A 20,701-nucleotide genomic window follows, 5' to 3' on the forward strand; every position below is an offset into this window, starting at 1 on the left:
TCCCTAGAAACCCTTCTGATCCTGTAAGTCTGTTTCGCTGTTCATATCAGTCATCATATTGTAGTTTAGATTATTCATAATCCAAAGCGAACCAAACACGACAATAACGACAACCATGGCTGCGAATAAAAGCGCCATTAAGTTCCAGCGAGGCTTTGCTTCGTTGCCCAGGTGAAGGAAGAAAAAGAGCTGGACAAAAAGTTGTATGATCGCCAGCCCAACGATTACCGCCACCAAACCAACACCGGACAGAACATGATTAACAACAAGGATATACGCTACAAAGGTGAGTACGATCGACGATACAAAACCTACGACATATGACATCACACGAGATTGGTTGGATCGTTCCATACTAAATCACTCCCATCAAATAAACGATTGTAAAGATAAAGATCCAAATAATATCCAGGAAGTGCCAAAACAGACTCAGTAGCGTCAGACGGCGTGAAATTGATTCCGTTAATCCGCGTGTCAGTATCTGATAGCCTGCGACTACCATCCATAATAATCCGGTGGCAATGTGGAGTCCGTGCGTACCTACCAGCGTAAAGAATGCTGATAAAAATCCACTCCGCGACCAGCTATTACCTTCACCCGCTAGTGTCGCAAATTCGGTTAGTTCCATGACGAGGAAAGACACGCCAAGTACAAACGTAACCGCAAGCCAAACAAGTACTTGTTTGCGGCTGCGCTGATGCAATCCAAGCATTGCAAGACCAACCGTGAAACTACTTGTCAAAAGCAGAAGGGTTTCAATAAGGACAAACGGCAAGTCAAACAATTCTTTACCGGATGGTCCGCCAAAAGTGCTTCCCTGTAGCACCGCGTATGTTGCAAAAAGACTCGCGAATAACACGCAGTCTGTCATTAAGTATATCCAAAATCCCAGCATGGTTTTTGAATTCTGTTTTACGAGTGGTTCAGTTTGAGCTACTTCAGATTTTGTCATACTAGATATCCTTTATCCTCTATTCTCGCTACTTCTGAAGCTGGTATCGTTCGTTCGGTGTCGTCAGTCGATAATCGTACGATAAGCGAAATAATAACACCGGCAAGCCCGACAATCGCTAGCCATGCCATATGCCATATTGCGCCAAAGCCAATCATAAATGCAAACATTGCAATGAAAATTCCGATTGAAGTATTTTTAGGAACAATAATGTCTTGGTACGGCAGTTTCGCTCCTTGCGGACGATGCTGTTTGAATGCCCAGAATGCATCACGCTCAGTAGCGGCAGGTATCCTGGCGAAGTTATATTCAGGTGGAGGCGACGAAGTAGCCCATTCAAGAGTTCGTCCGTTCCATGGGTCACCGGTTGTATCCAAGTTCTTTTTTCGTTGAATAACGCTGACGACAATCTGTAAAAGCTGGAAGGCAATTCCTAGACAAATAAGCATCACGCCAAGCCCTGCAACGACGAACAATCCCTGCCAACCCATCGATGCATCGTAATGATCAAGCCGGCGTGTCGCACCCATAAACCCAAGGATATAGAGCGGAACAAACGCCGTCAAAAAGCCAATTAGCCAGCACCAGAATGCATACTTGCCAAGCGTCTCGTTAAGTCTAAAGCCGGCAAATTTAGGAAACCAGTACGTAAACCCAGAAAATATACCGAATATAACTCCACCAATAATCATGGTATGGAAATGAGCAACGAGGAATAGGCTGTTATGGACCTGGAAGTCGATTGCAGGTACTGACATGAGTACGCCCGCAACGCCACCAAGCGTAAAGGTAACCACAAAACCCATAAACCACAGCATCGGCGTCGTAAACCTAATTCGCCCCCGATACATCGTAAATATCCAGTTGAATACTTTTACTCCTGTCGGAATAGCAATAACCATCGTCATAATACCAAAGAACGCGTTTACGTTCGCTCCTGCCCCCATCGTAAAGAAGTGATGCAGCCATACGGTAAATGAAAGAAATACGATCGCCCAAATGGCCCATACCATTGATTTGTAACCAAATAATCTTTTGCCTGAGAATGCTGGTACGACTTCTGAAAAAATACCGAACGCTGGCAGTATTAAAATATATACTTCAGGATGACCCCATGCCCATATGAGGTTAATGTACATCATTGGATTTCCTCCACCGTCCGATGTAAAGAAGTGCATGTCAAAAAGCCTATCCAGTGATAGCATACCGAGCGTAGCGGTCAAAATTGGAAACGCAAAAATCACAAGAGTCATGCTCCCCAGTACGCTCCAGATAAATATTGGCATTTTCATAAGTGTCATACCGGGAGCGCGCATCTTTAGGATAGTCACGATAAAGTTGATTCCTGATAACAAACTTCCGACACCGGCAATCTGTAAGGCCCATATCCAATAGTCGACCCCGACGCCCGGACTATATTCAACTTCCGAAAGCGGCGGGTACGCTAGCCACCCCGCGGCAGAGAACTCGCCCACTGCAAGCGATATATTAATCAAAATGAATCCGGCTGCAAAAAGCCAAAAACTTACTGAGTTAAGAAACGGAAACGCTACGTCGCGCGACCCTATCTGAAGCGGTACGATCAGGTTTAATAGACCAAATATAAATCCCATCGCTACAAAAAAGATCATGATCGTTCCATGGGCCGAGAATACTTGTTGGAAGAAATCCGACGACACAATTCCATGCGCGTCACCACTTGAAAGCGCCTGTTGTGTACGTATCATTAGAGCATCGGCAACACCTCGAAGAAGCATTAGTGCAGCAATGACAATATACATAATGCCGATCCGTTTAGGATCAAGTGATGTCAGCCATTCTTTCCATAGCCATGTCCAGCGTTTAAAATAAAAGAGTGCTGCGACAACCGTCAGGCCGCCGAGCGTCATCATGACAACTCCGCCAATTGTTATCGGATCGCTTGGTAATGCATCAAGGGTTAATCGTCCAAACATTTAGTGCATCTCCATATTCATCTGTTCATGATCCATTGTCTCATTTCCACCCTCGGGAGTCATGTATTTCATGACTATCTTATCATACAGGTCAGCCTGCTTTAGCGAATAGGTCGCTGCTGGGACGTCCTTGCTTGGCGTGGCCAACTTACTATATTCAGTCATACCTAAACCTGTTGAGCTGTTCTGGTTAGAGCGTACCCACGTGTCAAAATCAGCCTGCGAAGTAGCTTTGGCAATAAACCTCATACCAGCGAACCCTTCTCCGCTAATATTTGCCGAAGAGCCATTGTAACTTCCTATATTATCAGCTTGCAAATGCAACTTGGTTGTCATACCCGTCATCGCGTATACTTGCCCGCCAAGGCTTGGAATCCAAAAAGAATTCATTGGAGCGTCTGCTGTTATCTCAAAATTAACAGGTGTGTCTTCAGGGAACTGCACAAGGTTAACACTTGCTATCTTCTGCTCTGGGTAAATAAAAAGCCACTTCCACTGTAGGGCGACGACTTGTACTCGTATAGGTTTTACGTTCGACTCCAGCTTCTTATAGGGATCGAGCTCATGGCTAGATTGCCATATGACAACTCCCAAGACAAGCATAATCACACATGGCACACCCCACCAAATTGTTTCGTAAAGACGACTACCATCCCAGTCCGGTGAATATTTTGTGTTTGCTTTGGTATTGCTTTCACGATATTTCCATGCAATCCCAAACAGCATAATAAAAACAGGAATGACTACAGCAAGACCTAGAACGGTTGTAAAAATAATCAAATCTCGTTCTTTGTTCGCAATCGTTCCTTGGGGATTTAGAACGGCAATATTATGACCCTGCAATACAACGGTAATGATACCTACAAGTCCCGCTATCGCCACTAATAGCAGCAAGACTTGTATTTTTTTATTCACCCTAGATTTCTTTCAGACATAAGCATAACCACTTGCCCTCATAATACACGTTTTACGGTGTTTGATAAATGGTTAAATAACGGTTGCGTCGGTTGCTTGGGTAGTAACCGTTATAACTTTATCAATTACCGCAGTAACTTCATCACCCGTCAGTGTTTTAGCGTGCGACGTAAGACCGATACGAATGGTGATATTTTTAGTCTCGCCAGTATCCGGAGTGTAGATATCTACCGGTGAAACATTAAATTCCAGACCACTTTCCGTAAGACTTTTTTGAACTGCTGTGACTATCTGGCTATAGGTAATTTCTTTTTTAACTTGGAAACATATATCGCGTTCCGTTGACGGGTAGCGGCTTAGCGGCGTATACGATCGGCCATTTTTCTGAATTGCAGTAAGCAACGCCTCTGTTTCGATTTCAAAACCACCCGTATATTCAGGGAGCTTAAAATTCTTAGTAACAGTCCGTTTATATTCGCCCGCAACGCCTAAAAATACACCGGATGCTGCGTCGCGTACAGTAGCCGAACGACGATGTTCAAATGGAGCAGTGACCGGATAGCCAGGATTGTTGACTATCGTTTCATATATAAGTTCCAGCCCTAACGAATGAGCGAGAAAGTCCAGCATTTTTTTAGCTGCGTAAAACGGTGCGCCTTGACTTGCTTTTTTATGCGAAATGACAAGCGACAACATATTAAGCTCACCTGGAACGCCTTCGTCATTCAATCCATGGACTTTATTATGTGTTTTATTCAGTTCGAATACGGCAAGTTCATTATAGCCACCCTTAATGTTTGAATGTACTAATCCTAATAAGCTTGGTGTTAATGTTTGACGATAATACTGCAGTTCAGGACTTATAGAGTTGGTAAGCCGATATGAGTCCTCTGTTTTTTGCCCGGCGTTTGTTAAAACTTTGCCATGCACGAAACTATATGTCAGCACTTCGTTAGCACCTGCCCGTACTAATACTTTACGAACTTGCGAGCGAAGCTCGTCAAAGTCAGTTGGCATAATGGCAGTAAAGTCACGCTCTGCAAGCGTAGGAGTAATCGAGTCAAACCCATTGAGCCGGCCAATTTCTTCGATAACATCCTCGTCAATATGTATATCCGCGCGCCAATAAGGCGCTTCGATATGAAGAGTTCCGTCGTTCTCATCGGTCATTGTTATATTAAACTCAACGTTCTTTAGGCTGTCCGCCATATCTTCGATCGTATAGTTTGTACCTAGAACGGCATTCACTTTCGCTGCAGTTATGTCGATAGTTTGAGGTTCAACCTTACCCGGATATGCCTCGAAGACGCCGCTCGCTAATTTAGCACTGGTGTATTCGCCCATTAATTCAACTGCTCTTGCGAGGACTGGTGCGGTAAGTTCGGCTGGTTGGCCTTTCGTAAAACGCGTAATAGCTTCACTAAAAATGCCGTGGCGCATTTGCGTTGCACGCAGGTTATACAAGTTGAACGTTGCACTCTCTAAAATAATTGTTTTCGTATTTTCATCGATTTCTGTTGATTTACCACCCATCGCACCAGCTAGGCCAATAGCCGTTTCACCTGCAGCAATAACAATATCTTCTGGCGCAAGCTCAATAACCCGTCCATCTAACAGTTCCAGTGTTTCCTTGTGGTGTCCTGCACGCACATGAATATCTGCCTTGCCGCCAGACACTGCAACAACTTTATCGTAGTCAAACGCATGGAGTGGTTGTCCGGTAAGCATCATCAGGTAATTCGTTACGTCTACTACAGCATTTATAGGTCGTACGCCGACGCGCGTAAGATAAGACTGAACTTCAAGTGGTGACTGTTTTTTCGCGTCAGCACCCGTTAGTAATATTGCTTGATAACGAGCAGACAATTCTGGATTATCTATAGCAACTGACAGATCGTATGTATTTTCTTGGTCGGCATTCAGTTCGGGTTTTGTATTCGCTAGCCAGTCGGGCGTTTCGAACGGCAGGCCGGTAATTCCGGCAACTTCGCGGGCAAACCCAATAATACCGAATGTATCCGGACGATGTGTGAGTGATTTATTTTCAATATCTAAAAGACTGTCATTAAGTTCGTATACATCCGCAAACTTGCTACCCGGTTGGGCATCAACGGTTATTTCTAGAATACCTTCGTGATCATCAGAGAGGCCTAGTTCTTTACTACTTGCGACCATTCCATTACTCATCACTCCCCGGAGGTTACGACTGCCTAAAACAAAAGGGTCTTTCGTGCCGAACGTATCGGGAACGACCGAGTTAGGCGGAAGCCACGCAACCAAAAGACCTGATCGAATATTCGGCGCACCGCAAACAACCTGAACTAGTCCGTTTTCATCGCGCTCAACATCCTTAGCCGCACCGCCATCATCAAGTTTTGTCACATTTAGATGGTCAGATCCTTCTAATTTTACACACTCAGCAACACGCGCAATCACTATGTCTTTGTATTTTTCTTCAAGATCAATGATCTCTTCGATTTCAACTAAACGCGCACCGATTAACGTCGCAAGTTCGTCATTCGGCATGTTAATTTCAGTAAATTTTTTCAGCCAATTAATTGAAACTATCATGATTGCTCCTCGCTATGCCATGGAAGATGATGTTTGGCCCGGCCTTCGCCGTAACTATCAAAAAGATAAAAATCTTTCACACTGATCTTAAAGAATCGTGCGTCGCCATCTTTTCGAATTTCGTTTAACAGGCCTTCTGACTCACCATACCTTTTAACGTACGCGGGGTATGCGATTTGTTCCGCATCCGCGCTACTTAGTATTTCCGCTATGCCCTCAAAATCTACACAGCGAACTTTTTGGTTTTTGTGATGCTGCGTAACAATATTTCCAGCAACGTGTGGATTTTTCGCAATTTCCTGTGCGTGGCGGGTTTTTGTACTCGACATGAAATATAAATTAAGTTCATCGTCATATGAAAAATGTACTTCACAAACCCATGGCTTATTGTCTTCAACCGTTGCAAGCGACATATGAATAATCTGAGGAATATACTCACGAATAATCGCTTCTATCTGTTCATTGTTCATACGAATTTCCTTAGGAATGCCAATTTTCCTGATTCAAAATGACGGACGTCTTCTATGCCGTATTTCAGCATGACTAGACGATCAATGCCGCCGCCCCATGCAAAACCACGATATTTCTGCGGGTCAATATCTGCCATTTTTAGAACATTCGGGTGAATCATGCCACATCCAAGCATTTCTAGCCATTCGCCAGGTTTGCCGCCAAGCGCTGCTGGTCGTTCGATTAAAAATTCAAGCCCGGGTTCGACGAACGGAAAATAACCTGGCTGAGTTTTAATCTTCAACTTTTGTCCGTAATATACCTCGAAGAAACTTCGAAGTGTTCCGAGCATTTGTCCAAGCGTTGCATCGTCGCTCACAAACACGCCTTCGCATTGGTAGAACGTATGTTCATGTGTCGCGTCGACATCTTCGTTACGAAATACACGGCCATAACTAATTGCCGCAATGTTACCGCCAGCCTCTAATTTTTCGCGACCCTCTTTTAGAATTCGATTTTGCATAGTACTGGTGTGTGCTGGTGGAATGAAACCCTCTTCAGTACGGAATGTATCGTAGCCGTCGCGTGCCGGGTGGTTTTCGGGGAAGTTAAGCGATTCGAACATATGATAATCATCGTCAAGCTGGCGGGATTCAACCGCCTCAAATCCCATACGCGTAAAAATATTAATAACATTTTCTAGTTCCCGGGTAAGGGGATGCTGCGTTCCTGTTTCTGTCGGTAAAAGCTTGGGTGTTTTTGTGTTCACATCCCATGGTGCGGTTACGTCAAGTGTCTCAACCTCTTCATCTTGACTCTCATATTCTTGGAGTTTTGCTTCAATTTCGAGTCGCAATTGGTTGACTGCTTGTCCAAATTCAGCACGGGTTTCAGCTGACTGGTCTCTGATTGCTCCAAAAAGCTTCTTGAGTTCTGGCCCGCGTAAAACATTCGCCCTTAGTTCGGGTGTTTGCATTCGTTCAAGAAGTAAATCTCGCGCAGCGGTAATTTCAGCAAATGTTGTCATCTGTTCCTAAGTATAGCTTTTGGCCGTTAGATTTTCTACTGGTTTATTTTGTCGCTTTTTGAACGGCAGTCATAAAGTTAGCTTGAGTAGTTGTTTTTAATGTATTTAATTGATTCTGAAGCGTTGCAAATTGTTCAGAAAAATCAAATGAGAACGACTCATGCGCATCTAGCTTTTTAGCTGCATCGTTTGCCGCTACAATAAAATTCGTATAGGTTGTAGTCGTGTTCTTAGCAAGCTCTTCTTGTCCCTTTGGCACCTGGACATTTTTAAATTTATCAAGAGCAGCTTGATAAGCCGGGATAAGCTTTTCACGTACTGGCGAACCGTCCATGACAGCCCCACCACCGATATAGTCATTGACTTTCATATTCAATAAGCCCTGAACTGAGTCGGCAAATGCATAGGTTATAGCTAGCTCTCCACCGGCATATTTGGCTAAATCCTGATATAAAGCTGTTAATTGATCTTTCGATGCAGCCGCTTTTTTATATGCTTCAGAATGCTCAGCACCATATACATTAACTGAATCTAATGCTGGTATTGCTTTTATTTTTGCGGTTACGACGTTAGCAAATTCCTTTGCAGTTTGCTCAGAATTAACTTTTGCTATCTGCGTCTTAATTTCTTCATTTGCTAATTTACTATAGTCCGTTATGTCAGGTTGGTAAGTGGCTGCAATTTCATCAGCCTTCTTGACACTAGCCTGGTCATTAGCATTTTTGACACTTAATGTTACGCCTAAAATAATGACAATTACTATAATGCCAGCGGATATTAAATAAAGTGGTTTTGATAAAAATTGTTTCATATTATCTATTATGTCAAAGTCCTTATGAGAGTTCAAATTAGTTGGGTCTAGTCATTAACCAGACCATCAGACCTACGACAATAATGACAATAACGATCCAAACCCATGCAAGGCTTGTGGTTGTTTTAGTATCTTTTAAATAGTTAGAGTCGGACACGCCATCAGGTCGATCAACAGCTTCCATTTTAGCTTTTTGCTTTGCTTTTTCCGTTAGCTCAGCCGCTAACCGTTCCTGTAATTTAGTGCGATTGCTATTTTGATTTACAAATAATGCCATGCTCTCATTATAGCACTCGTGTTTATTGTCAGTAGAATATGTTATACTAACCCCATATTTCACTATAAGGAGGGAAATAACATGGCTACTAAATCCGCTGCGTCGTCAGCAAAGAAAAAGTCGGCTGCAAACAAGTCGTCTGCAGCGACAAAAGTAACAACCGTAAAAGCTGTTGAATCACGTCCAACAACTAGTTCTACGGCTAATAAGCGTGCGCGTTTCAACGTGCCTCTAGCAGCAGCAATGATTGCCGAATTCATCGGCACGTTCCTACTAGCAAGTGTCGCATTACTAACACAAGGCAACCCACTATACGTTGGTTTCGCCCTAATTGGTATTGTACTTGCCGTTGGTGCGATGTCAGGTGCACACGTTAACCCTCTTGTCACCGTAGGTGCATGGGCAACACGTCGTATCACAGGCATGCGAGCCGCGGCTTACCTTGTTGCGCAGGTCCTCGGTGGTCTTGCTGCACTTGGTATCATTAGCGCCTTCATTGGTGGTGCTCCAAAGCTATCAGCAGACGCAGCCGCATATGGCCAACAAGCAGCAACACTATTCGAGGTTGCAAAACTCGTAGACGGAAAAGAATGGTTCTTGTTCTTTGCAGAACTACTTGGTGCTAGCGTTCTTGGATTTGCTGTTGCAAGTGCACTACGCGAAAACAAAGAACGTATCGCAGCCGCATTTACTGTTGGTCTAGGCCTATTTAGCGCCCTAGTTATCGCCAGTGTTGCTGCAGGATATGTTGGTGGAAACGCTGTTGTTAACCCAGCAGTTGCCTTTACACTAAGTGCCTTTGACTGGTCTGATTTTAAATGGTGGTCAGTTGCTATTTATATCGTTGCCCCACTCATCGGTGGTGTTGCTGGATTCTTCCTGCAGGACGTCCTAAAGACAAGTACCGAAGAAGCTTAAGTTTCTCGTTACGCAAAAACACCCCGCTAGCTAGCGGGGTGTTTTTTAGTATTCGTCGTCTTTGTGCGGGCGGTCTAATAAAAGCGCGTCGACATTCGAATCATTGCCTGCGATCTTAACGACATCTTTATCTATCTTGCCTAGCTCTTTATGGGCGCTATTGTAGTGATTAACCGTTGTGCCTAGTGATGCGCCAAGCTTTTGCATATACTCTTCAAACTTACCGATATGCAGCCCCAGCTTACCTACGCGTATCTGAATATCTTTGGCTTGTTCTTCAATCTGCAAACTACGAAGTCCTTGCAAAACTGTCTGCAGATACGCCATAAAACTCGTAGGGCTGACAATGATGACTTTCTTATCCCGAAAGGCATATTCAATCAAATTGCGAGAACTCCCGCCAACACCTACATTGCTGATGAGTAGATCATAATACAGCGATTCGCTGGGAATAAACATGAATGAAAAATCCATCGTTTTCTCACTCGGACGAATATATTTGCTCGTCTCGTCAATGCGCGCTTTTAGGTCTGCTTTTACTTTTAGCAACAAACGCTCACGTTCAAGCTTGTCGGTTGCTTCAATCATACGATTGTAATTCTCAAGGCTGAATTTACTGTCGATTGGAAGAATTTGGCCTTTTTCTAGAAAAATTACCGCGTCGACAATCTCGCCGTCATTAAACTTATACTGCATCTGAAACTGCGCCGGAGACATGACGTTTTCCAAAACGGACTGCAAATAATATTCACCAAACACACCGCGCTGTTTTGGGTTTTGCAAAACATTTTGCAAAGTTCTTAACTCGTCAGCCACATCAACAACCCGGCGATTAGTTTCATCGAGTTTTGCAAGTCTATGCGTTACATCGGCGACCAGCTTTGCACTTTCACCCAGTTGTTTTTGGACAGATGTCTGGACGGCCATATTACTGCGTTCAAGCGTAGCGCCCATGTTCTGCTGTAAGTTAGCAATTGTACGCGTAAGTTCGGTTACATCGGTCTTCATGAGCTCAACCGCACTACTGTTTTTGATTTCGCGAAGCCGTTGATTTAGCGTAAATGCAAAAGCCGCGATTGCGATAATAATAACGACAAGTAAAATAATCAGAATTGTTTGTTCCATATGCTTTAGTATAGCATTAGCTTGTCATGAGAAATCGCATCACAAGGAGTAGCCCGAAAGATATAATGACCGCCAGCCAAAACATTCGAACCCGTGAAATCCAAGTGAATACAGCATATGCAAGTGCATATAAAAGTATCGTCCAAAGTGCACTGACATACCATGTCGCGTCCAAAAGGAATTCCGTCAAGCCCCAAAGGCTGATTGTCACCGCAAGCACCACCAGAAGCGGACGGTACACGCCCAAACGAACCAGTCCTAACAGCATCAAGATAGCCGTCACGATTGAAGCGGTAGCAGCACCGTATTGAGGAGCGGCACTACACTGAACCGTCACGTCACCTTTACAAAAGATCGCCTGAAAAACGTATACGTCCAAAAGATATGACAACCCCCATACCAGCAGTCCAGCCCCAGCACCCAGCAGCAATACCCAAATAAAATCTCGCATCGCCATCGATGTAAATGTCGATGGTGTTTCGTCAACTGGTGTTTCGTTCATCTTAGTACTCCCTTAATATAAGGTTATTGTACTAGCTTTTTGCTTTTAGCGCGAGTTTCTGCGCCGGATTTGCCCCTATCGGCTTGCAAATACCAAAGTGCACCGACACTAGCAACCAACAACCCCCCGATAACATCTAGTGGAGTGTGTACGAGTGCAAGTACCCTGCCAACACAAACGAGAAGTGTTAGGACGACGAGTATGACACTAAGGATTTTTTGACGCGTCTCAAACCAAACAGCCAGTGTCAGGAATGCTGTAAAAAGTGCATGGTCCGAGGGAAAGCCAGGGTTATTCAAATACGACGCACCAGGCGCAACACCTAATATCTCGAATGGACGCTCGCCACTTGGCTGGTAAATGGACCCGAGTAGTTTTGCGAAAAGATACGACGTAAGCCCCGCCATTAAAATCCGAACATACGCTTCATATCGATGACCTTTTGGTACGCGAAATAGTAATGCGTATCCTGCAATGACAATAATAGGAATAACTGCACCATCAGCAAGTAGCTTAATAATAGTCTGGATTGTCATAGTACCAGTATACAGCTAGTCTGCCATAAGCGGGTTTAACTTACGCGGTTACGTCTAGCTATGACAAACTTGTCAATCCGTCCAGACGACCAACCCTTTTGATGAAGTTCTTCTTTTAACTTCCCTAACAGCGCTAAACGAAAAGCGCGAGGGCTAGAGAAACCACTCGCACGTGTAATCTCATCAAATGAATGCTTTTTTTGCTTAGCCCTAAAATCCGCTGCACTAATTCCTAGAATCTCAGCGCGCAAGTCGCCTTTTCGATCGTGACGTTGTAGAAGCCGGTCAAACTGCGATCCATGCCGACGCTTCCTTCCCGGTATTTTAGTGATACCCGGCACTGTCGCCGCGACTGCCGTCACAAGTAGAAGTGATGCCAGTGTTTTGGTTGATAACCGCATAGATTAACCTCCTTATAAACGCTAAAGTTCTTACGTTTTTAGTATAAGACGTGAAAATATGTGAAAAGAATGTATTTTTTACAATGATTATGAGTCAAGGATACCAATAGCTCGAGTAGCAACGAGAACAACGGTCACGACAGATACAAGCGCCTGAACCATCATCAAAAGCTTAGCCTTGTGTGAAATTGGGATAGTGTCCGCAGACGCAAAGTTCGTTACGTTTGTTGTTGAGAGATAAAGATAATCCGTAAAACCCGGTAGCCACATAGGGCCACTAATATTAGGGTGGATCATCTGAGGAAATACAAAATCTCGTTCCTTTTCTTCGGTAACGCGTTTATCCGGTCCGCCACCATCGATTTCCCAATACAGCAAAGCAAACATAAAAATATTCGTTACATAGATCGTAAAACCACTTAATAATAACGTATGGCCATCGGTACTACTTGTTTGCTGAAACGTCAGTGCATCTACAAGTAAAATAAGTGAAAAAATATTGATTGTGGCAACGATACCAATTAAAGCAAGCGCGAGCAATCGCCGAGCTCTAGACACCCGGTTATAACCTTCGCTTGTCACAATAGCTAGGGCAACTAATAACACCGCCTCGAACCCAATAATAATGAATTTGTTATACGGTAAGAACGCATCGCCTGTCAAAAACTGAAGAGCCATAATAACAATTACCCCAAATTGCAGCTGCCAAATCGGGTCATGCGTACGGCGAAAAACCTTGCTGACATTTAGTTTTGGTGTTGGCTTCATATCACTTGAATTATAGCATAAGAGGTTAGCTGACGCTTACGCCGAATAAGTATCCAACACCATACGTGACTACCGATGCCAAAACAATGATTCCTAATTGCCTCAGAGCTCCGTATACGACAGACTTGCCGCTTGAAGTACTAATATAACCCCCTACAATAAGCCCTCCTATGCAGGTGAGAATGATCGATATCCATATCGCAACTGATCCTTCAAGAAAGAACCACGGAGCAAGTGGCGCAAGCGCGCCTAGCGTAAAAAGTGCGAACGAAGAGATTGCGGCAACCCAGGGTGAACCAAGCTCGTCGGGATTAAAACCCATGACCTGCCTAGCATAGACTTCCGTCAAATGACGATCATCTTCGGCGATTTCATTTGCCGCAGTTTCGGCAGTTTTGTCGCCGTGCCCACTTTTAGACAGACCGTCTTCGACTTGCTTAACTAACAGTTCTCGATCTTCGAGGATCAACTTTCTGATATCTTTTAGGATACCTCCGAATAACTCTGCCTGTGCTTTAACGGAAATCCACTCGCCTGCAGCCATGCTTACTGCACCGGCAATTAAACCTGCGAATCCAGCCAAAAGTACGTTATGAGCAGCCGACCCGGCACCCGCGACAGCAAGTACGATGCACAGAACACTCACTAGTCCATCGTTAACTCCTAAAACAGCCGCTCTTGCTGCCCCCCGCTGCACTTGAAGTGCGCGCTTTGCAAGCAATTGACTATCTTCTTCTTGATTCATTTATCTCATCCTTTTTGTGTTTGCGTAGGTTATATATTTAGTTTACCATAACTCCTGATCTCATTTCTTCCCACTTCTCTCGAGGACACAGTACGGACCAGTCTCTCCAGTTTTTTCTGTATTCTTCAAACTCACTCGGTTTTACTAAGTGAAGCCGCCCTGGCTGGTCTAGGGGGATACGATCCGGGAAACGAATTCCGTGCAAGTGATCTACTTCATGTTGGGCAATCCTAGCTACAAAACCCATCAGGTGTAATGTGATCGGTTTTCCTGTTTGATCTAGGCCTTCCAGGACAACGTCCTTAGAACGCATAACAGCGCCACAGATGTCCCCACAAGACCAACAGCCTTCACGTCCATTTACCTTTTCATCAGAATAAGACGTAATTTTAGGATTGATAATGGCTTGTAACTTTTGCTCTTTATTTGAGCCGTCAGCTGAAAGATCAATTGTTATGATTTGCTTGTTGATACCCAGTTGAACTGCCGCTAGCCCTACCATTTGACGCGTGTCCTCATCGTCATGGCCCTTTCCTGCTGAAAGCTGGATCATACGCCGTATGGTATCTTGAACATCAGGTAAAGTAATGTCGTCAACAAGCACTATGTTGGCTTTTTGATTTAAAAGCTGGTTGGTAGGTTCAACTAGGTCAATCATTTCTGGTCTAATAGTACCACTGATACATAACGTAAAAGATGTTATTGCGGTATATTTTTCTTGACACGGTATTCACTATGCTCTATCATTAAACCAAATGGTTGAATATAGATTACAGTTAGACACAATCTTTGGATCACTTGCCGATCCTACTCGTCGTGATATTCTGCAACGCGTCGCCACCACGCCATTAACAGTTGGAGAAATAGCAAAATCCTACAACCTTACCTTCGCAGCTATCTCGAAACACCTTAAAGTTTTAGAAAACGCCCACCTGATAACGAAACGTAAGCGTGGAAAGGAGCGGATCGTGGATATATCACCCAGTGCGTTTCAAGATGCTTCGCAGTATTTAAAACACTACGAAGCCTTATGGAGCCAGCGTTTCGACGCATTAGAAGAATTAATAATGGAGGACACCAAATGAACAAGAACAATATCAGCGTAAACAAAGAAACAAACGAATTTATTGCAGAACGCGTCTTTGATGCGCCTCGCACGCGGCTATGGGAGGCATTTGCAAATCCAGAACAACTTGCTAAATGGTGGGGTCCAAATGGCTGGGAAACGACTATTAAAACGTTCGAGTTCCGACCACAGGGTGTTTGGCTCTACGGCATGAAATGTGTCGACGAAAATCAAGGTGAATTTTATAACCAGGAATCTTGGGGCAAAGCGATATTCGAAGAAATCAATGAACCTGAAAAGATCGTGTATCGTGATTCATTCTCGGATGCCGATGGTAATATTAACGATTCGATGCCCACCGGCGTATCCACGCTCGAGTTCCACGATGAAGACGGCAAAGCACGTCTCGTTAGTCGTACAAAGTATGACAAGCCAGAAGAGCTACAGGCTGTCACGGATATGGGTATGGAACAAGGCTTCTCCGAAACCTGGGATCGCCTAGCAGAATTTGTTGAAAACGACCAATAGCCCAAGGAGGTAATATGTGCCGGAATATCAAACCGTTATTTAATTTTGAACCCAACGCAACCGAAGACGAAGTGCGCGGTGCAGCCCTTCAATTTGTGCGCAAGATTTCCGGCTACAATACCCCATCGCAGGTTAACGAACATGCGTTCAATCATGCAGTTGAAGACGTTATGATGGCTGCACAAAAGCTGTTAGATTCACTCGTCACAAATGCAGACCCAAAAAACCGCGAGGAAGAATCTGCAAAAGCTCACGAACGAGCACTTAAACGTTTCGGAAATGTATAATAAGGCTATTGATGAAAAAATCTAAAACTGAAAAAAAGAATTCAACCGAACTTGACATTCATGAACCTCGGGTGAAAACATTCTTTCAACTACTTGGTAATACCCTTTTTGTGTCTGTTATTGACTACACCGTATGGTTTGCAATTACGTTCTATACCTTCTTACAAACAAACTCCGTAGCCGCTACTGCTATTATTGCCGGAATATTTTTAGTTATGACCGCACTTACAGGAATCTGGTTTGGCAGTCTAGTGGATCATCATAAAAAGAAAACGATGATGCTACTTTCTACCGCCGCTTCTTTTGTTTTATATCTTATCTGTTTTGCTATTTATCAGACAACACCTCATGATGTTTTCAAAGATCCGTCTAGCGTTATGTTATGGGTATTCGTGACACTATTAATGGTGGGCGTTATTGCGGGAAACATTCGCAATATCGCCATGCCAACCCTGGTAACAATTTTAATCCCCGAAGATCGTCGCGACAAAGCTAATGGGCTAGTTGGGACGATATCCGGAGTAGGCTTTTTAGTAACGTCGGTAATTAGCGGAGTGTTGGTTGCTATAAACGGAATGTTCTATGTATTACTACTTGCAGCCGCAATTCAAATATTGGCCATCATTCACCTTTGGTTTATAAAGGTACCAGAAAAAGGCGTGGTTCATGTAGAGGGTGCTCCTGCCCCATCAAAAAAAGTAGATCTAAAAGGCACGTTCAAGCTTGTTCGTGGCGTCCCCGGTCTCATGGCGCTCATCCTATTTACAACGTTCAATAACTTCCTAGGTGGAGTATTTATGGCACTTATGGACGCCTATGGACTATCGCTTGTTCCAGTTCAAGTATGGGGATTCTTGTGGGGGCTACTCAGCACTGGCTTTATTATCGGGGGCTTGATTATTGCTAAAACAGGACTTGGTAAAAACCCCGTGCGTGCCATGCTTCTTGCTAATGTTGTTCTATGGATTATCAGCAGCCTATTTACGATCCAAGCGTCAATTATTCTTCTAGCCGTTGGCATGTATATTTACATGCTTCTTATGCCTTATATCGAAGCATCTGAACAAACAATTCTGCAGCGGGTAGTGCCCTACGAACGCCAGGGTCGGGTATTCGGCTTTGCTCAGAGTGTTGAGCAATCTGCTTCCCCGTTAACAGCTTTCGTAATTGGACCAATCGCTCAATTCATCTTTATTCCATTTATGACAACTGGGGCAGGTGTTGATCTTATAGGTGACTGGTTCGGCACAGGTATGAACCGCGGTTTGGCACTCGTATTTACCCTTACCGGAATTATTGGGTTGGTTATCACCCTGATTGCGCTTAGCTCAAAATATTATCGGCAACTCTCCAAACAATACCTGCAGTCACACGTTAATCAAAAGATTGCAGAGTAAAATCTCTACTTTTTAGCAGCGCTATAATCAGGCAGTTCCTGAAGAGCCCATGTGTTACCGTCAGGATCGCTAAAATAGACAAAACGTCCCCAATCCATGTCCTCCACGTCACTCACTTCCACACCACGCGATGCTAATTCATCGTGGGCAACGTCTGCATTCTCGATAACCATCTGTAGGCCTTTTTGTGATCCAGGGGTCATTTCAGTGAGCCCCTCGCCAATACAAATCGAGCACGCAGATCCAGGGGGAGTCAGTTGCACAAAACGAAGATTTTCATTAACTCGTTGGTCGTGATCAGCGTTAAAACCAATCTTATTAACATAAAAATCTTTTGCACGGTCTACATCGGTCACCGAAACCGGTATAAGTTCTAGTTTCATATCAAATGCCATATCACCCTCCTTATGGTTATATTTGTATTATAACTTCTAGAGAATATTCTGAACAATGGGACTTAGTATTACGCCATATTTATTGACTTTTCTTATAAATAGTACTATAGTATATGTCACATGACAGAGAAAAATCCTGGTTTTATAGAGAAACATAAAAAAGGCATAGCTGCCACCATAGCTCTAGGAGCTACTGCTGTTATGTTTGGCCCGAAAGCTATTTCCGAGCTTGATGAAGCGATATATCCAAAAAGTGAAATTGTGCGAGGAGTCCCAGCACAAGTAGAATCTCATTCTTATAAACATGTATGTAGAGCTTACGGTAAGAATGCTATCTGCCTAGCATGGGGTTACAATTATTATCTTGGGCTTGAACAAAACCATAAGGATATTGAAGCCGCCAAAGAAGGCATCCAAACTCAGTCTTTCGACCCAAAAGTTGGCGAAGTCTATAACGACTCCAATTACGATACAGTTCGGGTAGCTCCAGAGATCTGGCAAGCATATCCAGATGGAAGCGTTATTTCTTTTGACGGCCCCGTATCTGAGCCTCTAGAAAGATAGCCGCTCACCCTTGAGCATCGCAGCGTAAAGTGTTACAATTTCTAGGCATCGATGGGATGTCGCCAAGTGGTAAGGCACTGGTTTCTGGTACCAGCATTCGGGGGTTCGAATCCCTCCATCCCAGCCAAGATGATTATGCTTAAAGAACTCCGCGGAGGAGTTCTTTTTGTTTTACATTACAAAATAGTCGTTGTTATATAATAGACCCATGATTAAAGAAATTTGGTTCGACCTTAACGGCACACTCACGCTCCAATCAGCCGAATTCCTAAATGCCTTAGACGCACTATGCTTTGAAGCCTATGCAGAAGCAACCCGTCAGCCTACAGGGGATAAAGTTAAGGACGAATATCGTCGTGCATACAAAAAATATGGAAGTAAATCGGCCGTTTTTAAATCACTCGGTATGCCCAAAGATTTTTGGCCAAACTACTTTAGTCAGCTTGACGAATCTGAATATTACCAGCCAGATGAGCGAATCTACAGGACAGTTGACGCGATCCGCAAAGTACTGCCGATTGGTTTGCTTAGCAACTCCAGGCCAGAGCGAGTAGAGCGTACATTACGTACGGTGAACATCGACCCTTCATGGTTTACTCACATCCTCACAAGTGATGATATTTCCGAACCGAAACCAAACCCGCAAGGTTTCGAGCTGATGATTAATCGCAGTAATGCCAATTCTAATGAATTAGTTTTCGTGGGTGACCGGGAAGATGTCGATATTATTCCCGCGAAGCGACTTGGGCTCGTTACAGTTATGGTGTGGGGTCAGTCTCAAGAAGCCGATTACTCTTTTGATGACTTTACTGAATTGTTACAGCTACTCCCTTAAGGGGCTACGGATAGCTATCGAGCTGTTCACAGATCTCATTGATGTCGACATTTCCTCCGGCATAAAAGTTCTATTCCAGGACCTTAACCCCAGCCATGTAGAACGGATCTCATTTTCGAGGTCCTTTTTACTTTGCTTACCACTGTTATTTTCGTCGTTTTCAGAAGTTTGGTTAACCATTTTTATTCTCCTAGTAAATTACGGGTTAATTGAACATTTTCGGCTATAGCATGAGCGAATTTTGTGTATTTAACAGATATGCCTCCATCACTGAATGTTAAATTGGTAAAAAGTTTGGTTATAATGAGCCGTTTCTGGCCCGGTGTCTTTTTCGCGTATATAAAACCTGCTTTCTGCGTTAGTTCTAGCACCACAAGGCTGTATTCCAACCTATGAGCTGAGGCGACGTCTACCTTGCTTAGTTGATGCGCTAATTCTGCCTTTTGGCTCACGAACTGTTCATGTTTTTCCTTGTATCTTTCTGGCGTTATATCGCCTGATAGCTTGTCGTCATATAAGCCGTCGTCCATTCGTTGAATACGGTCAATCTGCATTTGTATTGATGCTACAAGCTTCTCTTTGTTTTCCATCGTATCCGTGTATTCTTTTTTCATAGCATCAGCGACCCACTCGATTATTTCAGGGGATGGACATATGAGCTTCGAGAGCTTGTCTGCGATGATGGCTTCAATCTTATCCTCGCGTATGAACTTTCTTTGCTTACACGCGTCGCTTTTTCTTTGACATGCACCGTAGTAGCGGCCTTTTTGCTTTTGCCATGTGACCACACCGCCACATCCGTCGCAGGTGATCATATTTTTAAAAACAGGATTGTGTCGCTTAAGAACAGTTGGTCTGCCTTTATGCATCTTGGCTTGTACGCTATCGAACAAGTCCTTACTGATTAGCTTTTCTTGAGCTCCCGGATAATCCTTGCCGTTATGGCGATTAATTCCTATGTAGAAAGGATTATTGAGTATGCGCTGTACCTGGCTTTTGTAGTAAGGTCTGCCTTTACGAGTTCTAAGACCCATCAATTTCATCTCATCAGCAACCGAAGCGATTGAGTGGTTCGGTTCTGTGTAAAGCTTAAATGCTTTCTGTATTAAGCTCTTAGTGTCGGGATCGGGAACATGGATTCTTTTGCTGCCAACTACAACAGTCTTATAGCCGGGAGGTGGAGGGGCTGGAAGCCACCCTTGAGCGAGTTTTTCAGCCCACCCTTTCATAGCTTCTTCTCGTAGATTATCTGTATATTTTTTAGCAACCGAAACGTGGATACTCCACATGAATTTTACGTCTGAGGACGCGTGCTTATGAAGCTGCAAGCCTTCTTTGACTGCGTGTAGTCTGCGATTTTCGTTTTGTTCAAGCCATTCATCAATAGCAACTGAATCACGAAAGTTACGTGTAAACCTATCAGTCTTTTCTACAGCAAGGTGAAAGACGTTATTCTTTTCAATATATTCGAGCATTTCATGGAATGTTTTCCGACCTTGCTCTTTGGATGCAGTTTCGGCAATCTTAAATACTTTGACAATAGTAAGGCCTTTTTTCTCACAATATCCACTGAGGAGTTTGAGTTGAGAGTCTAGGGAATAGCCCTCGTCCTCCTGTGCTTTACTCGACACCCTTGCAAGTATCACTGCGTTTGATTGCTGCGCCATACCCCTAGC

25 protein-coding genes and 1 tRNA gene are annotated in these 20,701 nt (G+C 43.9%); 8 read left to right on the forward strand and 18 right to left on the reverse strand.

Going from position 1 to position 20,701, the window contains the following annotated elements:
• Positions 1–3 precede the first annotated feature (3 nt).
• The 9 genes from cyoD to VK497_00910 all read right to left on the reverse strand — a co-directional run bounded on the left by cyoD (position 4) and on the right by VK497_00910 (position 8,958).
• Positions 4–354 carry a cytochrome o ubiquinol oxidase subunit IV gene (cyoD, locus tag VK497_00870; protein HMI08934.1) on the reverse strand — a complete coding sequence of 117 codons (351 nt, stop codon included), beginning with the start codon at positions 352–354 and terminating at the stop codon, positions 4–6.
• 1 nt (position 355) lies between these two features.
• Positions 356–952 carry a cytochrome o ubiquinol oxidase subunit III gene (cyoC, locus tag VK497_00875; protein ID HMI08935.1) on the reverse strand — a complete coding sequence of 199 codons (597 nt, stop codon included), beginning with the start codon at positions 950–952 and terminating at the stop codon, positions 356–358.
• Positions 949–2,907 (reverse strand): cytochrome o ubiquinol oxidase subunit I, encoded by a 1,959-nt coding sequence (cyoB, locus tag VK497_00880; protein ID HMI08936.1) that lies wholly within the window; start codon positions 2,905–2,907, stop codon positions 949–951. The genes cyoC and cyoB overlap by 4 nt, the downstream gene beginning before the upstream one ends.
• Entirely contained in the window at positions 2,908–3,822 is a 915-nt protein-coding gene (gene cyoA / locus VK497_00885; GenBank protein ID HMI08937.1) for a ubiquinol oxidase subunit II, read from the reverse strand.
• Positions 3,823–3,894: 72 nt separating this feature from the next.
• Positions 3,895–6,393 carry a phenylalanine--tRNA ligase subunit beta gene (gene pheT, locus VK497_00890; GenBank protein HMI08938.1) on the reverse strand — a complete coding sequence of 833 codons (2,499 nt, stop codon included), beginning with the start codon at positions 6,391–6,393 and terminating at the stop codon, positions 3,895–3,897.
• Complete coding sequence (locus VK497_00895; protein ID HMI08939.1) at positions 6,390–6,863, reverse strand: pyridoxamine 5'-phosphate oxidase family protein; 474 nt, start codon at positions 6,861–6,863, stop codon at positions 6,390–6,392. Before VK497_00895 ends, pheT begins: the two co-directional genes overlap by 4 nt.
• Positions 6,860–7,870, reverse strand: a complete 1,011-nt coding sequence (locus VK497_00900) for a phenylalanine--tRNA ligase subunit alpha (protein HMI08940.1) — start codon at positions 7,868–7,870, stop codon at positions 6,860–6,862. The genes VK497_00895 and VK497_00900 overlap by 4 nt, the downstream gene beginning before the upstream one ends.
• Before the next feature lie 43 nt (positions 7,871–7,913).
• A complete protein-coding gene (locus VK497_00905; GenBank protein HMI08941.1) occupies positions 7,914–8,681 on the reverse strand; it encodes a hypothetical protein in 768 nt (255 codons plus the stop codon).
• A 37-nt stretch (positions 8,682–8,718) separates the two neighbouring features.
• A complete protein-coding gene (locus VK497_00910; protein HMI08942.1) occupies positions 8,719–8,958 on the reverse strand; it encodes a hypothetical protein in 240 nt (79 codons plus the stop codon).
• A gap of 81 nt (positions 8,959–9,039) precedes the next feature.
• Here VK497_00910 and VK497_00915 point away from each other — a divergent pair, with 81 nt between their 5' ends.
• A complete protein-coding gene (locus VK497_00915) occupies positions 9,040–9,876 on the forward strand; it encodes an aquaporin (GenBank protein ID HMI08943.1) in 837 nt (278 codons plus the stop codon).
• A 45-nt stretch (positions 9,877–9,921) separates the two neighbouring features.
• Here the strand turns inward: VK497_00915 and VK497_00920 are convergent, their stop codons facing one another.
• The 7 genes from VK497_00920 to def all read right to left on the reverse strand — a co-directional run bounded on the left by VK497_00920 (position 9,922) and on the right by def (position 14,611).
• A complete protein-coding gene (locus VK497_00920; GenBank protein HMI08944.1) occupies positions 9,922–11,001 on the reverse strand; it encodes a DNA recombination protein RmuC in 1,080 nt (359 codons plus the stop codon).
• Positions 11,002–11,017: 16 nt separating this feature from the next.
• Complete coding sequence (locus VK497_00925; GenBank protein ID HMI08945.1) at positions 11,018–11,503, reverse strand: hypothetical protein; 486 nt, start codon at positions 11,501–11,503, stop codon at positions 11,018–11,020.
• A gap of 23 nt (positions 11,504–11,526) precedes the next feature.
• A complete protein-coding gene (locus tag VK497_00930; GenBank protein ID HMI08946.1) occupies positions 11,527–12,039 on the reverse strand; it encodes a phosphatase PAP2 family protein in 513 nt (170 codons plus the stop codon).
• A 35-nt stretch (positions 12,040–12,074) separates the two neighbouring features.
• Complete coding sequence (locus tag VK497_00935) at positions 12,075–12,440, reverse strand: hypothetical protein (protein ID HMI08947.1); 366 nt, start codon at positions 12,438–12,440, stop codon at positions 12,075–12,077.
• Between the two features lie 87 nt (positions 12,441–12,527).
• On the reverse strand, positions 12,528–13,208 hold the full coding sequence (locus VK497_00940) for a hypothetical protein (GenBank protein ID HMI08948.1): 681 nt from the start codon (positions 13,206–13,208) through the stop codon (positions 12,528–12,530).
• Between the two features lie 25 nt (positions 13,209–13,233).
• A complete protein-coding gene (locus tag VK497_00945; GenBank protein ID HMI08949.1) occupies positions 13,234–13,953 on the reverse strand; it encodes a VIT1/CCC1 transporter family protein in 720 nt (239 codons plus the stop codon).
• 37 nt (positions 13,954–13,990) lie between these two features.
• Positions 13,991–14,611, reverse strand: coding sequence for a peptide deformylase (gene def / locus VK497_00950; GenBank protein ID HMI08950.1), 621 nt, complete (start codon positions 14,609–14,611; stop codon positions 13,991–13,993).
• 97 nt (positions 14,612–14,708) lie between these two features.
• Between def and VK497_00955 the strand changes: the two genes are divergently transcribed.
• Genes VK497_00955 through VK497_00970 form a run of 4 tightly spaced genes read left to right on the forward strand, consistent with a single transcriptional unit; the run spans position 14,709 to position 17,231 of the window.
• Positions 14,709–15,038 (forward strand): metalloregulator ArsR/SmtB family transcription factor, encoded by a 330-nt coding sequence (locus VK497_00955; protein ID HMI08951.1) that lies wholly within the window; start codon positions 14,709–14,711, stop codon positions 15,036–15,038.
• On the forward strand, positions 15,035–15,547 hold the full coding sequence (locus tag VK497_00960; protein HMI08952.1) for an SRPBCC domain-containing protein: 513 nt from the start codon (positions 15,035–15,037) through the stop codon (positions 15,545–15,547). Before VK497_00955 ends, VK497_00960 begins: the two co-directional genes overlap by 4 nt.
• 14 nt (positions 15,548–15,561) lie before the next feature.
• Positions 15,562–15,834: a DUF2277 domain-containing protein gene (locus tag VK497_00965; protein ID HMI08953.1), complete on the forward strand. Its 273-nt coding sequence runs from the start codon at positions 15,562–15,564 to the stop codon at positions 15,832–15,834.
• An 11-nt stretch (positions 15,835–15,845) separates the two neighbouring features.
• Positions 15,846–17,231, forward strand: a complete 1,386-nt coding sequence (locus tag VK497_00970; GenBank protein HMI08954.1) for an MFS transporter — start codon at positions 15,846–15,848, stop codon at positions 17,229–17,231.
• Between the two features lie 5 nt (positions 17,232–17,236).
• Here VK497_00970 and VK497_00975 read toward each other — a convergent pair whose 3' ends face one another.
• Positions 17,237–17,626, reverse strand: coding sequence for a glyoxalase superfamily protein (locus VK497_00975; GenBank protein ID HMI08955.1), 390 nt, complete (start codon positions 17,624–17,626; stop codon positions 17,237–17,239).
• A 120-nt stretch (positions 17,627–17,746) separates the two neighbouring features.
• On the opposite strand from VK497_00975, the gene VK497_00980 reads away from it, so the two are divergent.
• From VK497_00980 to VK497_00990, 3 genes are all read left to right on the forward strand, one after another.
• Positions 17,747–18,190, forward strand: a complete 444-nt coding sequence (locus tag VK497_00980; protein ID HMI08956.1) for a hypothetical protein — start codon at positions 17,747–17,749, stop codon at positions 18,188–18,190.
• 52 nt (positions 18,191–18,242) lie between these two features.
• Positions 18,243–18,317: transfer RNA gene (locus VK497_00985), tRNA-Gln, on the forward strand.
• 81 nt (positions 18,318–18,398) lie between these two features.
• A complete protein-coding gene (locus tag VK497_00990) occupies positions 18,399–19,025 on the forward strand; it encodes an HAD family hydrolase (GenBank protein HMI08957.1) in 627 nt (208 codons plus the stop codon).
• Positions 19,026–19,207: 182 nt separating this feature from the next.
• On the opposite strand, the gene VK497_00995 is transcribed toward VK497_00990, so the two are convergent.
• Positions 19,208–20,692, reverse strand: coding sequence for a recombinase family protein (locus VK497_00995; protein HMI08958.1), 1,485 nt, complete (start codon positions 20,690–20,692; stop codon positions 19,208–19,210).
• Positions 20,693–20,701: the final 9 nt, after the last annotated feature.

The sequence above is a fragment of the Candidatus Saccharimonadales bacterium genome (genome assembly GCA_035317825.1).
In the GTDB taxonomy this organism is placed as follows: domain Bacteria; phylum Patescibacteriota; class Saccharimonadia; order Saccharimonadales; family Saccharimonadaceae; genus DATHGB01.